Annotated in this window: 6 protein-coding genes; 2 read left to right on the top strand and 4 right to left on the bottom strand. The window is 69.9% G+C overall.

All coding sequences use genetic code 11. The features are described 5' to 3' along the window. Window positions 1-45: 45 nt before the first annotated feature. On the bottom strand, window positions 46-1,314 hold the full coding sequence (locus tag ACWESM_RS14930; RefSeq protein WP_355076008.1) for a TetR/AcrR family transcriptional regulator: 1,269 nt from the start codon (window positions 1,312-1,314) through the stop codon (window positions 46-48). 127 nt (window positions 1,315-1,441) lie between these two features. On the opposite strand from ACWESM_RS14930, the gene ACWESM_RS14925 reads away from it, so the two are divergent. After that, window positions 1,442-2,257, top strand: a complete 816-nt coding sequence (locus tag ACWESM_RS14925; RefSeq protein WP_364439209.1) for an enoyl-CoA hydratase-related protein — start codon at window positions 1,442-1,444, stop codon at window positions 2,255-2,257. Window positions 2,258-2,305: 48 nt separating this feature from the next. Further along, window positions 2,306-3,331 (top strand): SDR family oxidoreductase, encoded by a 1,026-nt coding sequence (locus tag ACWESM_RS14920; RefSeq protein WP_356964880.1) that lies wholly within the window; start codon window positions 2,306-2,308, stop codon window positions 3,329-3,331. 22 nt (window positions 3,332-3,353) lie between these two features. Here ACWESM_RS14920 and ACWESM_RS14915 read toward each other — a convergent pair whose 3' ends face one another. The 3 genes from ACWESM_RS14915 to ACWESM_RS14905 all read right to left on the bottom strand — a co-directional run. Next, entirely contained in the window at window positions 3,354-4,595 is a 1,242-nt protein-coding gene (locus tag ACWESM_RS14915; protein ID WP_355076312.1) for an Nramp family divalent metal transporter, read from the bottom strand. Between the two features lie 134 nt (window positions 4,596-4,729). Then, window positions 4,730-5,719: an alpha/beta hydrolase gene (locus ACWESM_RS14910; RefSeq protein WP_355076310.1), complete on the bottom strand. Its 990-nt coding sequence runs from the start codon at window positions 5,717-5,719 to the stop codon at window positions 4,730-4,732. Window positions 5,720-5,957: 238 nt separating this feature from the next. Further along, window positions 5,958-16,466: amino acid adenylation domain-containing protein (locus tag ACWESM_RS14905; protein ID WP_452492191.1), on the bottom strand; the 10,509-nt coding region annotated here is incomplete at its 5' end.

The following is a 16,466-nucleotide window of genomic DNA, read 5'->3' as shown; positions in this document are numbered from 1 at the left end:
GGCGCTGCCTACCTCCGCCTTCGCTGCTTGCGGCCATGCACGGGGTTAATGGCGGGCATCGTCCGGCTGCGCGTTATCGGCGAGCAGCACCGCGTCCATCAGCGCGGTGACGCGGGCCAATTGCGCGGGCCGGGAATCGAATCGGATCAGCCTGCCCACATCGATCACCTGACTGATGGCGGCGTGCACCCGGAAACGCGCTTCCACCGGGTCGCCGTCCAGCAGGTTGGCCCATTCCAGCACGTTCTGCCGCTGGATGGCGCGCAGCTTGTGCTGCTCGGCCTGCGGCAGGTTGCCGAACTCGGCGTAGTACACCGCCATGATCTCGGGCATGGCGAAACTCAGTTTGGCGTAGCGGTCGGCCACGTTACGCGCGGCGTCCGCCCGGCTCGTGGCTTCGGCCAGCGCCTCGGTGATCGCGATGGCCAGCCGGTCGCCGGTGCGGTGGAACGCCGCGGCGAGCAGGTCGGCCTTGCTCGCGAAGTACCGGTACACGCTGGAGGCGTTGATGCCGACGGCGGCGCCGATCTCCTCGATGCTCGCCTCGTGATACCCCTGCCTGCCGAAAATCCGGATGGCTTCGGTGAGCAATTGTTCGCGCTTGGAGGTCACCGGGATGCCGCGCACGGGCGGGCCGGGATCCGGTTCGGCGGGCGCGGGAGGCAGTTCGGTGCGCAGGATGGCCCAGGACATCTGACGCAACAGCGGAAGCAGCCGAGCGCTCGACAGTGCGGTGCGGTGGGCGGCGATGCTGGCGATCGCGCTGAGCACGCCCGCGGCCAGCATCGCCACGTCCGCGGGCGGCGCCTCGGGTCGCAGCAGCGCGATCGGCGCCGCGAGAGTGTTGTTCAGGTCGTCGTAGATCTTCTTGATCCGGACGCGGTCGTCCCGCTCGAGATAGCGCCGCTCCCAGCGGTAGAGCCCGGCCTCGCGGCGGATGTCGACGGTGTGCTCGCTGATCGCGCGGATCAGCGCGTCGGCGCGCCGCACCGGGTCCAGCCGAGTGTCGTCGGCCCCCTCGGCGACGTTCAGCAGGTGTTGCGCGCCCTCCTCCGCGGCGGCGACCAGCAACGCGTACTTGTTCGTGAAATGCCGGTAGAGCGCGGGACCGGAGATGCCGACCTCGGCGGCGATCTCGTCCACGCCGACCGGGTAGTACCCGCGTTCGCTGAACGCGCGGGCGGCCGCCCGGATGATCTGTACCTTGCGGTCCTTCGGACGGCGGCGCACCGACGGCGCGCCCTCAGCGCTCGCCCGCCTGCCCGGTTCGGGGCGCGCGGGAGCGAGATCGACCTCGCTGCGATCCGCGACCATGCACCTCTCCGTTCTCCGGCGGCGCTGGTTGACAGCGCCCGACAATGGAACCTAAGTTAACCACAATTCGCAAAGTTAACCACTATTCACGGCCTGGCGTCCGGCGAATTGCAGCTTAGGAGCAAACGTGAGCAACAACGATTCCGCGGCCCCGGCCGCCCCCTCCGCCGCGAAGTTCACCGCGGTCCAGGACGGCAAGGTGCTCCGGATCACGATCACCAACCCGAAGCGGAAGAACGCCATCGACTACGACACCATGGTCGCGCTCGGGGACGCCTTCCGCGCGGCGGCGGACGACCGCGCGGTGCGGGCGATCGTACTGACCGGCGAGGGCGGCGATTTCTGCACCGGCGCCGATCTCTCGGCGAGCGCGGACGAGGCGCAGCGGGGCATCACCTCGGACATGGTGATGGACGCGGCGAACCGGCTGGTGCGGGCCATCGTCGACGCGCCGGTCCCGGTGATCGTGCGCATCCGCGGCGCCGCGGCGGGCGTCGGCGTCGGCATCGCGCTGGCCGCCGACCTGGTCTACGCGAGCGAGGACTCCTACTTGCTGCTGGCCTTCATCAACATCGGCTTGATGCCCGACGGCGGGGCGGCCGCGCTGGTGGCCGCGGCGGCGGGCCGCCCGCTGGCGGCGCGGATGGCACTGCTCGGCGAACGGCTGCCCGCCCGGGAAGCCGCGGCCGCCGGTCTGTTCACCGCCGTCGTGCCCGACGACGAACTCGACGCCGCGGTCGAGGCCGGGGTCCAGAAGATCGCCACGGGTCCGCGCCGCGCGCTGGAACTCACCAAGCACGCGCTGAACCAGGCCACGCTGACGGCGCTGGACGCGGCCCTGGCCGCCGAGAAGGCGGGGCAGACCGAGCTGCTGCGCTCCCCCGATTTCATCGAGGGCGCCACCGCGATGCTCAGCAAGCGCAAGCCCGTCTTCGCCGACTGATCAGCCCGGCGGAACGTAGCTACCGACAGGCGACTATGTTCATCGGCTATGACTTACCTGGTTACCGGGGCAACTGGGTTCATCGGTCGTTTTCTCATCCCTGAGCTCCTGAAACGCGAGGGTGACATTCACGTGCTGGTTCGGCCGGGCGACGCCTCGGCCGACCGGTTCGCCTGCTGCGCGCAGGAATGGGCGGGCGGCGACCGCGTCCGTCCGGTGCGCGGCGATCTGGGCGCCCCGGGGCTCGGCATCGATCCGACCTGGCTGGCCCGGCATCGCGGCGCCATCGAGCACGTCTTCCATCTGGCCGGAGGCTACGACCTGACCGAGCGCGGCGGCGGGACCAGGCACCTGGTCGACGTCGCCGAGGAGCTGGGCGTCGGCTTGCTGCACCACGTCTCGACCGTGGAGGTGGCCGGGTCCACCGAGGGCCTGTTCACCGAGGACATGTTCGATCACGGGCAGGCGCTGGCCACCCCGATGCAGCGAGCGAAGTTCGAGGGCGAGCGGATCGTCCGGGAATCGTCGCTGCGCTGGCGGATCTATCGTCCGTCGATCGTGATCGGGCATTCCAGGACCGGCGAGATCGATCGGATCGACGGCCCGTACTACTTCTTCCGCCTACTGCGCATGGGCGCGCAGCTGCCGAGGCTGCTGCCGGTCCTGGTGCCCAAACTGGGCGAGACCAACATGGTCCCGGTGGACTTCGTGGCTCGCGCCCTCGATCACATCGCGCATCGCGCCGGCTCGGACAAGATCACCTATCACCTGGTGGATCCGCGCAGGCAAAGCGCGGTCGACGCGCTGAACCTGTTCGCCGACGAGGCGGGCGCGCCACATCTGGTCGAGGTGATGCCCAAGCGCACGTTGGACATGATGTTGCGGGTCCCCGGCGCGAACTGGCTGCTGCCCCGGGTCGGTGTGCCGCTGGACGTGCTGGAGCACAGTGAATTCGCCTGCTGGTTCGACTGCAGGCACACCAGCGCGGCTCTGGCGGGCACCGACATCAGGGTTCCGCCGTTGGACGCCTACGCACCACGGATCTGGAAGTACTGGATCGAGAACTGGGTCTGATCGGCGCGCCGCGCCGGGCGGGCTACCGCCCGGTGACGGTGAGGTAGATCAGGGCGGCATTGAGCACGGAGATGATCGCCGCGACCGTCCAGGCCAGCGCGGTGGTCACGCGATGGTTGACGTCCGCGCCCATCAGCGTGGGGTCACTCGTGAAGCGCACCAAGGGAATCAGCGCGAACGGGATGCCGAACGACAGCACCACCTGGGAGATGATGAGCGCGCGGGTCGGGTCGATCCCCAGCGCCAGGACCGCGATGGCGGGGATCAACGTGATCAGCCTGCGTGTGATCAGTGGGATTCGCCGGTGCAATAGGCCCTGCATGATCATCGCGCCCGCGTAGGCGCCGACCGACGTCGAGGCCAGGCCGGAGGCGAGCAGGCCGATCGCGAGCAGCAGCGCGGCGGCCGGGCCGAGCACGTCGCCGACGGCCGCGTGCGCGTCCTCGATGGTCTCGACGTTTCGGCCGCGCAGGGTGTTGGCCGCCATGAGCAGCATGGCCAGGTTCACCGTGCCCGCCAAGATCATGGCCAGCCCGACGTCGACCTTGGTGATCCGCAGTAGCCTCGCGCGAAGCGGCCCCGGCGCCGGTTGCCCGTGCCGGTCGCGGGCCAGGCCGGAATGCAAGTAGACCGCGTGCGGCATGACCGTGGCGCCGATCATGGCGGCGGCGAGCAGCACGCTCTCGGTGCCCTGGAAGCGCGGCAGGAGACCGCCCACCGTGCCCCCGGCCGACGGCGGGGCGATGACCACGCTCGCCAGGAATCCGATCGCGATGATCGCGAGCATCCCGGTGATCACCCGCTCGAACGGCTGCTGGCCGCGACGGTCCTGCACCAGCAGCAGAACCATCGACACCGCGCCGGTGATCACGCCGCCGACCAGCAGGGGCAGGCCGAACAGCAGATGGAGCGCGATGGCGCCGCCGACCACCTCGGCCAGGTCGGTGGCGATCGCGACCGTCTCCGCCTGGCCCCAGTAGGCCAGCCGGACGGGACCGCTCGCCTTCGCGCGCACCGCCTCCGGCAGCGACCACCCGGTGACCAGGCCGAGTTTGGCCGAGAGGAACTGGACCAGCCCCGCCATCACGTTGGCCAGCACGATGACCCAGACCAGGAGGTAGCCGAACTGCGCGCCCGCGCTGATGTTGGACGCGACGTTGCCGGGATCGACGTACGCGATGGCCGCGACGAACGCGGGCCCCAGCAGAACGGTCGCGGCACGCGCGCGCCCGGTGACGGACTTGGTCGACTCGACCAACGTAATACCCACGAACTGAATTTTACGGGTTCCCGAACTTTTTTGTGAAGGTTACCCCATAAAGAAGACCGCCTGGTCGCGCGACAGCGGCGACCAGGCGGTCGGAGGAATCTTGCCGGGCGGTCCCGGCTCGATTCGGATCAGATACCGAGCCCCTTCGCGAGCACGGGCCACGACAGCTGGAACTCGTCGCGCCAGTAGCCCCACGAGTGGGTGCCCGAGTCGCGGAAGTTGTAGGTGGCCGGGATGCCCAGCTGGTCCAGCTTGTTCTTCAGGTTGTGCGTGCAGTAGTTGGTGCCCGCCTCGATCACGCCGCCGATGACGATCTGGTTGGCCAGACCGTATGCGCCGGGCAGCGCGTACGGACCGTTGAGCGTGTCGTACTGGCCGGGCAGGCCGTTGCCGGTGGAGATGTAGAGGTCGAGCCCGCGCAGTCCCTCGGCGTTCACGTACGGGTCGTTGGCCACCCAGTCCGGCGAGCCTTCCGGACCCCACATGTTGTCGGTGTTGCCGCCGCCCCAGGTCTCGACGGTCAGCTTGACGAACTCGGAGCCGACCGGGTCACTGGTCTGCGCGCAACCGCTGTAGGCCGCGGCCGCCCTGTACAGGCCGGGCTTGGCGATCGGCAGCGCGAGCACCGTGGTGCCCGAGGTGGACAGGCCCGCGATGGCGTTCACGCCGTTGGTGCCCAGCGCGCCGTCGACCAGCGGGGGCAGCTCCTCGGTGAAGAAGGTCTTCCACTTGTTGCGGCCGAGTACCGGGTCGTCCTTGATCCAGTCGGTGTAGTAGCTCCACTTGCCGCCGATCGGCTGGATCACGTTGACGTTCTTGTCCGACAGGAACTGCAGCGCGTCGGTCTTCGCCTGCCACGAGGCTTCGTCCTCGCCGCCGCCCGCGCCGTTGAGCAGGTACAGCGTCGGACGCGGCACGGAGGCGTCGGCCGGGCGCTGGACGTCGATGATGACCTTCTCGTCCATCGCCGCCGAGTACACGTACAGCCGGATGCTGCGCGCGTCCTTGTACTCGGCCTTGGTGATACGCGAACCGTCCGGGGCGACCGGGTTGCCCAACAGAGTCTTGGAATCGATGATCGGATCAGCTGTCGCGCTGGACGCGCCGAGACCGGTCATCATCCCCGCGAGCACCGCGGTTGCCGCGATGGCGGCCGCGGCCCGCAGGCCACCGCGCCGGCTCTGTCGACGTATCAATTTCGCACCTTCGCTTCGTCTCGAGATTCGCTCTGCATGCCCCACACGCCGGGGTGGATGCCCAGGCATCCCGCCCGACCATACGGCCTATGTAGTCGTCACAACAGTGGACTTCGTTACCGCACCGTTGCCCTATCATGCCGGAACGGTGTCGGCTCGATCATGACCGCCCCATATTCCGTGTCGCTTCCCACCCCGGGGGATCGAGCAACTCGGACAATCTGGGACCTATCTGCGCGAGCGCTTCCGGCGATGTCATCTGATCGTGCGAGACACCGACGGGATGATCGTCCACCCGGCCGTCGACATAAGGTTGCCAGCCGGCCGCCGCGGTGTCGTGACCGGCCGCGCTGAAGTAGTCCAATCGGCCCCGGAAGACGTTCGGCCGGTGCTCGGCGATCAACTCGGCCGAGCGCACCGCGCTGCGGTAGATCCGGCGCACCCGGTCCGGGGTGAGCACCGCCATGTCCGGCGGGATGGTGGCGTGCAGCGCGGCCAGCGCGTCCTCGCTCAGATCGTGGACGTCGCCCTCGCCGGGCAGCAGGGCGTCCGCGCCGATGCCGAGTTCGGCCAGCGCCTCGCGGATCGCCGCCCGGAAATCCGTGACGTCGATGTCGGGGTGACTGTCGAGCATGGTCAGCAGGCCGATCTCTTCGCCCGCGGCCTGGAGTTCGGTCGCCACCGCGTGCGCCAGCACACCACCGAGCGACCAGCCGAGCAGCCGGTAGGGCCCGTGCGGCTGCACCGCGCGGATCTCGGCCACGTAGCGGTGCGCCATCTCGAACAGCGACTCCGGCAGGTAGCCCTCTTCGGTGAGCGCGGGGGACTGCAGGCCGAAGATCGGCGTGCCTGCGGGCACGTAGCGCGCGAGGCCCGCGTAGCACCAGGACAAGCCGTACATCGGATGCAGGCAGAACAGCGGCTCGGCGGCGGCCACGTCGTGCGGCACCATGGTGCGGATCGGCAGCAGGACGCCGAGCGCCGCGTTCGAGTCCTGGTCGTAGTCGTGATCGTCGGCCAGCGCGGCCATGATCCGGGCCGCCAGCGCCGCCGGGGTCGGGTCGGTGAAGAACCACTGCACCCGCACCTCGGCGCCGGTGAGCGTGCGCAGCCTGCTGACCGCCCGCGTGGCGACCAGTGAGGTACCGCCGAGGCCGAAGAAGTCGTCGTCCATCCCGACCCGATGCGCCGGGCCGGGTTCGAGGACCTCGTCGAACACCTCGAGCACGGTCCGCTCCAGCGGCGTGCCCGGCGCGCGGTACGGACGCGCCACCAACGGCGGCGCTGGCAGCGCCTTGCGGTCGAGTTTGCCGCTGGCGTTGAGCGGAAGCTCGGCGAGCGCGACGACAGCCGAGGGCACCATGTACGACGGCAGCGCGGCGCGGGCGTGCGCCGCCAACGCGGCTTCGTCGAGGGTCGTCCCCGGCGCGCCGACGACGTACGCGACCAGCCGATCGCCGGTGGCGCCACGCACCACCGAGACCGCGGCGTGCCGCACCTGCGGATGACTCGTCAGCACGGCCTCGATCTCACCGAGTTCCACGCGCTGGCCGCGCAGTTTGACCTGGAAGTCGCTGCGGCCCAGGTATTCCAGCGCGCCGTCGTGCCAGCGCACGATGTCCCCGGTGCGATAGAGCCGGGTGCCGCCCGCATGGGCGACGAAACGCTCGGCCGTCAGGGCCGGGGCCCCGAGATAGCCGCGCGACAATTGCGCACCCGCGACGTACAACTCGCCCGCCGCGCCCGGCGGCACCGGCTGCAACTGCCGGTCGAGCACGTGCACGCGGGTATTGGCCGCCGGGATGCCGATCGGAACCGCCGCCGCGGCGGTGTCGCGCACGGGATGGCCGGTGACCACGGTGGCCTCGGCGGGGCCGTACCAGTTGATCAGCTCGGCGCCCGGCACGGCCGCGGCGAACTTTTTCGCGATGGCCCCGGACAACGCCTCGCCCGCGGCGAACACCCGGCGCAGCGAGGGGTACGCCACGATCGGGCCTGCCACCGGATCCGAGAACGCGTCCAGCATCGATGGCACGAAATGCGCCGTGGTCACCGCGTTGTCGACGATGACGCGGGCCAGATAGGCCGGGTCGCGATGCCCGTCGGGCGCGGCGATCACGATCGACGCCCCGGTCTGCAACGGCCAGAACAACTCCCAGGCGGAGATGTCGAACGTGATCGGCGTCTTGTGCAGCACCACGTCGTCGCCGCCGTGCGGGTAGGCCGACTGCGCCCAGCGGAACTGATTCACCATCTGCCGGTGCGTGATCATCACGCCTTTGGGGTGGCCGGTGGAGCCGGAGGTGTAGATGACGTAGGCAACGGTGTCCGGACGCACCTCCTCCTGCGGCCAAGGACCTTCGTACGGAGGCAGATACAGCGTGTCCACGGCGACCACCGGCACGCCGGTCGCGGTGTCGAACGCGTCCGCGGTGGTGGTCAGAGCGCAGACCGGGGCGGCGCTGCCGAGGACGTACTCGCTGCGTTCGGCCGGGTGGTCCGGGTCGATCGGGACGTAACCGCCACCGGCGCGCAGCACCGCGTAGATCGCGACGACCAGATCGATGCCGCGCCGCATGGCCACGGCGACCAGCGTCTCCGGGCCGACGCCCCAACGCATCAGCTCGACGGCCAAGGACCGGGCGCGCGAGTCGAGTTCGGCGTAGGTGAGCGTGGTATCGCCGAAGCGGACCGCCGGCGCGTCCGGCGTGCGCGCCACCTGCGCGTCGAACAGGGAGGTCAACGTCGCGCCGTCGAGCAGTTCCGGCACGTCGGTGGCGTTGTGCGCGGCCAGCTCGGCGCGCTCGGCGTCCAGCAGCACGTCGATATCGCCGACGCGCGCCTGAGGAGTGGTCACGAAGCGGCCGATCAGCGCCGAGAGCCGCTGTGCGAGCGCGAGCGCCGCCGGTTCGTCGATGACGTCGCGCAGGTACTTCACCGAGACGCGCAATTGGTTGTCCAGCACCACCATGACCGTGAACGGGTAATGGGTGCCGTTGACCGCGCCGACGCCGGTGACGCTCATACCGTCGATGGCGCCGGCCCGGTCCAGGCCCTCCCGGTCCACCGGGAACGACTCGAACACGACGAGCGAGTCGAACAGCCCCTCCACGCCGACGGCTTCCTGAATGTCGCTCAGCCCCAGGTAGTGATAGTCCAGCAGGGCGGCCTGCTCGGCCTGTAGCTGCCGCAGCAGCCCGCCCAGCGTGCCGGTCGGGTCGAGCCGCACCCGCACCGGGATCGCGTTGAGGAACAGGCCGACCATCGCCTCGACACCGTCCAGCTGGGGCGGCCTGCCGGACACGGTGGCGCCGAAGACAACGTCGTCACGGTCGGCGGTGCGACCGATCAACAGCCCCCAGGCAGCCTGCACCACGGTGTTCACCGTGACGCCCAGCCCCGACGCGAGCCGGGTCAGCGCGGTGGTGTCGGCTGGGGACAACGCGAACCCGACTTCGCCCACGCCCGAGGCGATCTCGCGGCCGGGATCGACCGGCGCCAGCGGCGTCGGCTCGGTGACACCGGCCAGCGCGGCGCGCCACGCGGAACGGGCCGCTTCCGCGTCCTGAGCGACCAGCCAGGCCAGATAGTCGCGGTAGGACGGCACCGAGGGCAGGTGCCGGGATTTGCCGCCGAACGCGTACAGGGTGAGCAGATCCTTCATCAACAGCGGCATGGACCAGCCGTCGACGAGGATGTGGTGACTGGTCACCAGCAGGTGGTAGCGGGCCGCGGCGGAGCGGATCAGCGCGAACCGCAACAGCGGCGCGGTCCGCATGTCGAAGTGGTCGGCCAGATCCGCCGCCTTGATCCGCTCCAGTTCGGCTCGGGCCGCGTCGGGTTCCAGCTGACCCAGATCGATCAGCCGCCACGGCACCTCCAGCGAATCCTGCACGATCTGTACGGGCTTGCCCTCGCTGTCGTCGGCGAAGGCGACGCGCAGGTTGTCGTGCCGGTCCAGCACCGCTTGCGCGGCCGCGCGCATCCGGCGGGCGTCCACCGCGCCGCTGAGATCGAGCACGAACTGGGTGGTGTAGACGTCCACCGAGCGCTCCGCGAGCAGGGCGTGGAACAACATGCCCGATTGCAGCGGCGTGAGCGGCCAGGCGTCGGACAGGTCGGGGTAGGCGCGGGCGAAGCGGTCGATGTCGGGCTGTTTGAGCCGCACCAGCGGGAAATCGGAGGGGGTGTAGCCGCCCGCGTCCGGGCGCAGTCCGTGCTCGGCGAGGCCGCCGAGCGCGCGGATCCAGTGCTCGGCGAAGGTTTTCGCGTCCTCACCGCGGAACGCGGCGGCGGCGAAATCGAACCGGGCGAGCAGGCCGTCGTCGGTGGCGTCGACGGTCAGTACGAGCAGCAGGTCGTCCGACGGGATGTCGGTGTGCACGCGCGCCGGACGCAGATCCCGATAGCGCAGCGCGAACCGGCCACGCCCGAGGCCACGCAGCTCGGCGGCGGTCTCGGCATTGAGATGGCGCAACAGGCCGTAGCCGACACCGCGCGAGGGCACCGACCGGCGCAACTCCTTGATCTGCGCGATCGCGATGCCCGCCGCCGGTCCGCCGATCAGGGCCTCATCGATGTCGATCCGGCTCAATCGCAACGGCAGCGGATATTCGGTGACGAAGCCGCCCACCGTGCTCGCCCCATCGGCGTCGGTGGCCGCGCGACCGTCGGCGGACAGCCGGACGACCGAACCGATGGCGCGTGTGACGGTCTCTCCCGCGGAGGTCTGCAGTGCCAGCGCCAGCGCGGTGAGCAGGATGTCCTCCACCCCGGCGTGGTAGGCCTCGGCGGCCGCGGCGACGGCCGCCGCACCCTCCGCGGTGATGGTGAGCGATACCCGGCTGCGTGCGTGCAGATCCCGTCCCTCGGTTCCCGCGCCCTCCGGGACGGAGCCGAGCGCTGGTCGCCACCAATCCATTTCGGCGACGGTGACCGGATCGTGCGCCTTGGCCGAGAGGGCGCGGATGAGCACGCCGAGGTCGGCTTCGGCGCTCGCGGGCGCGGCGTGGCGCGCCCGCTCCCACCGGGCGGTGAGCTGGTCGACGACCGCCCGCCAGGAAACGTCGTCGATGACGAGGCTGCTGGCCACGACGATCAGCGTGGAGCGAGCGTCGGGTCCGCCGGTGAGCACGAAGTAGATGTTGCGACCCTGTTCGGGGTCGAGGGCGGCGGCGACCGCCTGCACAACGTCGTCGATGGGCAGCGAAGTCTCGCCGCGCTGCGGGTCCAGCCTGCGGAACGCCTCGCCGGTGCGTTCGGCGGCGGCGGGAATGCGCAGCACCGGCGTGCCGTCCTCGCCGTAGCGCAGTTGTACCCACAACATCGGATGCCGCTCGAGCACGGCGGCGACCGCGCCGTGCACCGTCTCCACGGAGCAGGCCTCGGGGATGTCGAGCGCGATGGCCCGCACTTCGATGCCTTCGTCCAGCATCCGCGCGGCGTCCGGCGTCAGCGGTAGTTCGCCCGCCTCGTCACCGCCGTCGCCGCCCTCCACCGCGGCGGCGCGGGCCAGCGCGGCGACGGTCCGGCATTCGAAGACGTCCCGCGGCGTGAAGGTCACACCTCGTGCGCGCGAGCGGGAGACCACTTGGATGGACACGATGCTGTCGCCGCCGAGGGCGAAGAAGTCGTCATCGATCCCGACCCGTTCGAGACCGAGCACCTCGCCGATCACCTCGGCGATCACCAGTTCGGCGGGGGTTCGCGGCGCGCGGTAGGCGCGGGGGGCCGGCTCGGGCGCGGGCAGCGCCTTGCGGTCCAGTTTGCCCGCTGGGGTCAGCGGAATCGCGTCGAGCACGACGATCGCCGCCGGAACCATGTACTCCGGCAGTCTGCGTCCGATCCGTTCGGTCAGCACGGACGGGTCGGCCGTCGCCCCCTCGGCGGGTAGCACGTACGAGACCAGCATGGTGGCGCTCGAACCGGTTTCGCGACCGAGTGTCACGGCGAAGTCGACTTCGGGCTGGGCTGTGAGCGCGGCGTCGATCTCGCCGAGTTCGATGCGGAAGCCGCGCACCTTGACCTGGAAGTCGTTGCGGCCCAGGTACTCCAGGACCGGCGCACCGCCGCCGCGGCGCCAGCGCACCAGATCGCCGGTGCGGTAGAGACGCTCGCCGGGCACGCCGTACGGGTCCGCCACGAAGCGAGCGGCGGTCAGTGCCGAGCGCGCGTGATAGCCGCGGGCGAGCTGGATGCCGCCCAGATACAACTCGCCCGTGACGCCCTCGGGCACCGGGCGCAGCCTGCTGTCGAGCACCAACGACCGCATCCCGCGGATCGGTCCGCCGATCGTGACCGGTTCGCCGGGCCGGAGCGGGTCGCTGATGTTGGTCATGATGGTGGTTTCGGTCGGCCCGTAACCATTGTGGAAATCGCGTTCGGACATGGTCGTCCACTTGGCCGCCAGATCGGCGGGCACCGCTTCGCCGCCCGCCACGACGGCCCGCACCCCCGGCAACGCGTCCGGATCCAGCGAGGCGAGCACCGACGGCGTGAGGAAGGCGTGCGTGACGCCTCCGGCGCGGATCAGCTCGGCCAGTTCCGCGCCACCGAAGGTCGACGGCGGCGCAACCACGAGCACGCCCGCGGAACCCAGCGCGAGCAGCAGTTCCAGCACCGACGCGTCGAACGAAGGCGACGCGAACGCCAGGGCACGGGTGGAACTGTCGAGCCGATAGCGCTCCACCTGTTCGGCGCTGAAATTCGCCAGGCCTTCGTGGGTCACCACGACGCCCTTCGGCACGCCGGTGGAGCCGGATGTGTAGATCACATACGCGGCGTTGCTCGCGCGCAGCGGTCCGCGCAGCTCGTCTGGCCGCAATGGCTCATCCGAGCGCACTGCGACGTCGAGGGTGAAGTCCTGATCGTCCAAGGCGAGCCAGCCGCCGGGCAGGGGCAGGTTGTCCAGTTCGGCGGTGAGCGTCACGCCGAGTGCTACGCCGGAGTCCGCGACCATGCGCGCGACGCGGTCGGCCGGATAGGTCGGGTCGATCGGAACGAACGCCGCCCCGGTCTTGGTCACCGCCCACAGTGCCAGCACGGATTCCACCGAACGACGGATCGCGATGGCGACCGGCACTTCCGGTCCCGCGCCGCGGTCGATCAGCGCCCGCGCCAATTGCGCCGAAGCCGCGTCGAGTTCTGCGTAACTGAAGGTGCGGTCGTCCGCGATCACGGCGATTCCGGCCGGATTCCCGGCGACGGCCGCGGCCATCAGTTCCGGCAGCGTGCGCGGCGGCACGGCGGGTGCGCCGGTACGGGCGATCAGCTCCGCGCGCTCGGAGTCGTCCAAGATCTCCAGATCGCCGACGGCGGTCTCCGGGCGCTGGGCGACCGCGGACAGGATGCGACGGAACCTGCGGCCGAACTCGACCACGGTCGCTTCGTCGAACAGGTCACGAGCGTAGGTGAATTCGGCGGCCAGGCCGGCTTCCGCACCGGATTCGGCGCGCTGCTCGCGCACGGTCAGCAGCAGGTCGAACTTGGCGGTGTCGGCGGCCGGGTCGAGCGCGGTGAGGCTCAAGCCGGGTAGCTCGAAGCCGGTCGCGGACAGGTTCTCGAACGACAGCGCCACCTGGAACAGCGGATGGCGACCGGCCGACCGTTCGGGGGCGAGCACTTCGACCAGCCGCTCGAACGGGATGTCGGCGTTGGCGAAGGCGCGCAGGTCCGTTTCCCGCGTGCGGGCCAGCAGTTCGGTGAAGCCGAGACCGGGCGTGACCCGGCTGCGCAGCACCAGCGTGTTGACGAACATGCCGATCAGGTCGTCCAGTTCGGCTTCGCCGCGGCCCGCGACGGGCGTGCCGATGGCGATGTCCTCGGTACCGGACAGACGAGCCGATAACACCGCGAACGCGGCGTGTACCACCATGAACAGCGTGGCGTTGTGCCGCCGCGCGAGATCGGCAAGCGCGGCGTGCACGTCGGCCTCGATGACGAAATCGGCTCTGCCGCCCGCGAAGGACTGGGCGGGCGGGCGCGGCCGGTCCGCGGGCAGGTTCAGCTCGTCGGGCAGGTCGGCGAGTTCGGTGGTCCAGTAATCCAATTGCTCGCCCGCCGGCGACTCGGGGTCGTCGTCGGGGCCGAGCGCGTCGCGCTGCCAGAGCGCGTAGTCGGCGTACTGGATGGGCAGCGGGGCCCAGGACGGCTCCTGGCCGCCGGTGCGCGCCACGTAGGCCAGCATCAGGTCCCTGGTCAGCGGGCGCATCGACCAGCCGTCGGCGCTGATGTGGTGGGCGACGAAGACCAGCACGTATTCGGTGCCCGCGAGCTGGAACAGCTTCGCGCGCAACGGCGCCTCGACCGTCACGTCGAAGCCCGCGGCGACGACCCGCTGAATCTCGCCCGCGACGTGCTCGTCGCCGATCTGCACGGGAGCCAGATCCACCGCAACCTCGTGCGGAGCGAGGACCCGCTGTACCGGGCCGTCCGGCGTCTGCGGGTAGATCGTGCGCAGGATCTCGTGACGGGCGACGAGGTCGGCGACGGCAAGCCGCAACGCGGCCACGTCCAGGTCGCCGGACAAGCGGATAGCGGCCGAGATGTTGTAGACCGAGGCCGAGGTGTCGAACTGGTTGAGGAACCACATGCGCTGCTGCGCGAACGACAGCGGGATGCGGTCCGGACGCGGACCCGCGAGGAGCGGGATACGTTTGCGTTCACCGGAGCCCCGCTCGACCTTGATCGAGAGTGCGGCGACGGTCGCTGCCTCGAAGATCGCGCGGACCGGCACACGCGCATCCAGCGCCGCGCCGATCCGCGCCGCGACCTGCGTCGCCAACAGCGAATTACCACCAAGCGCGAAGAAGTCGTCATCCGCGCCGACCCGCTCCACCCCGAGCACCTCGGCGAACACCGACGCCACGATCTCCTCGATCGGAGTCGACGGCGCACGGAAGGCTTGAATCTCGAACTCGGGTTCCGGCAGCGCCTTGCGGTCGAGCTTGCCGTTGACGTTCAACGGCAACGCATCCAACACCACGAACGCCGACGGCACCATGTACGACGGCAACCCAGCGGTGAGTTCGGACTTCACCCGCGCCACATCCACACCGGCCTCGGCATCGGCAGCCACCAGGTAGGCCACCAACCGGTCACCCGTCTTCGGATCCGACTTCGCGATCACCGCCGTCTGCGCGACCTCCGGCAGCACGAGCAACGCTGCTTCGATCTCACCCAGCTCGATACGGAAACCACGGATCTTCACCTGGAAATCCGTACGACCCCGATATTCCAGTTCGCCGGTGCTCGTCCACGCAACCAAATCACCGGTGCGGTACATCCGCGCGCCCGGCTCGAACGGGTTCGCCACGAACCGATCCGCCGTCAGATCCGCACGACCGAAATAGCCGCGCGCCAACTGCGCACCAGCCAAATACAACTCACCCGACACACCCACCGGCACCGGACGCAAACGACCATCCAGCACGAACACCCGGCTGTTCCACACCGGCCCGCCGATCGACACCGACATCTCGTCAGCGAGCGTCACCCGATGGCTGGTGATCGACACCGCCGCCTCGGTCGGACCATATAGATTGAACAATTCCGTACGCGGACAGTCGCGTAGGAACCGCTGCGCCACCGAACCGGGTAGGGACTCACCGATCGCCAGCACCCGCCGTGGCGACCAGTCGTCCGCCGCAGGCCGGTGTGCCGACAGCGCCGCCAGCATCGACGGCACCACGTGCAGGGTGGTGACCGATTCCCGCACCATCAGGTCGTGCAGATACGCGGGGTCCCGATGACCATCCGGCGCGGCGATCACCAGACGGCCACCGCGGACAGCGGCCGACCAGAACTCCCACACCGACAAGTCGAACGTGGCCGCCGTCTTCAGCAGCACCGAGTCGTCCTGCGTCAGCTCGAACTCGGCCGTCTTCCACAGCAACTGGTTCACGACCGCCGCGTGTGGCACCGCGACGCCCTTCGGGCGTCCGGTCGAACCCGACGTGAAGATGACGTAGGCCGTGTTCTCCGGCCGTAGGGGCACGACCCGCTCGGAGTCGGTGAGCGGCACGCTCGCGACCGCGGTCAGTTCCAGATCTTCGAGCCGCACCACCGGCGCGACATCGGTATCGAAGTCCGACTCCGCGTTGCTCAGCACACACACCGGGGCGGAGACGGAGAGGATGTAGTCGGTCCGGTCCGCGGCTTGGTCGGGGTCGACCGGTACATACGCCCCACCGGCCTCGGCCACCGCGTACATCGCCACGACCAGATCCACCGATCGGCGGAACGCGAGCGCGACCCGGGTTTCGGGGCCGACGCCCACCGAGATCAGGTAACGGGCGAGGCGGTTCACCCGGGCGGCCAGCTCGGCGTAGCTCAGCTCGACGCGGTCGCCGCAGGATAGGTCCGCGACCAGCGCGACGGCTCCCGGCGTCGCCGCGACGGTCCGGCGCAGTAGCGATGCCAATGTGGCGGGTTCCACCGGATGGGTGGTGTCGTTCCAGCGTGCCAGCACGTCGTGCCGTTCGGTGTCGGCGAGTAGTTCGAGATCGCCGACCGGGACGGTGGGATCGGCGACCACGGCGGCGAGGATGCGCGCGAGCCGATCAGCGAACCCTTCGACCGTCGCCCGATCGAAAAGATCAGTCGCATACGTCAAGAACCCACCGATACCCCCAGCCGCACCCGACTCCGCATAAGCATCACCCACGATCAA

Source organism: Nocardia sp. NPDC003999 (assembly GCF_053604885.1).
Note: the sequence above shows the minus strand (reverse complement) of the source record. Positions and strands in the feature narration are given on the sequence as shown.

Excerpts from the sequence above, each read along its gene's own strand:
- ACWESM_RS14920 (WP_356964880.1), top strand. The coding sequence starts at position 2,306 with ATGACTTACCTGGTTACCGGGGCAACTGGGTTCATCGGTCGTTTTCTC.
- ACWESM_RS14930 (WP_355076008.1), bottom strand. The coding sequence starts at position 1,314 with ATGGTCGCGGATCGCAGCGAGGTCGATCTCGCTCCCGCGCGCCCCGAA.
- ACWESM_RS14910 (WP_355076310.1), bottom strand. The coding sequence starts at position 5,719 with ATGACCGGTCTCGGCGCGTCCAGCGCGACAGCTGATCCGATCATCGAT.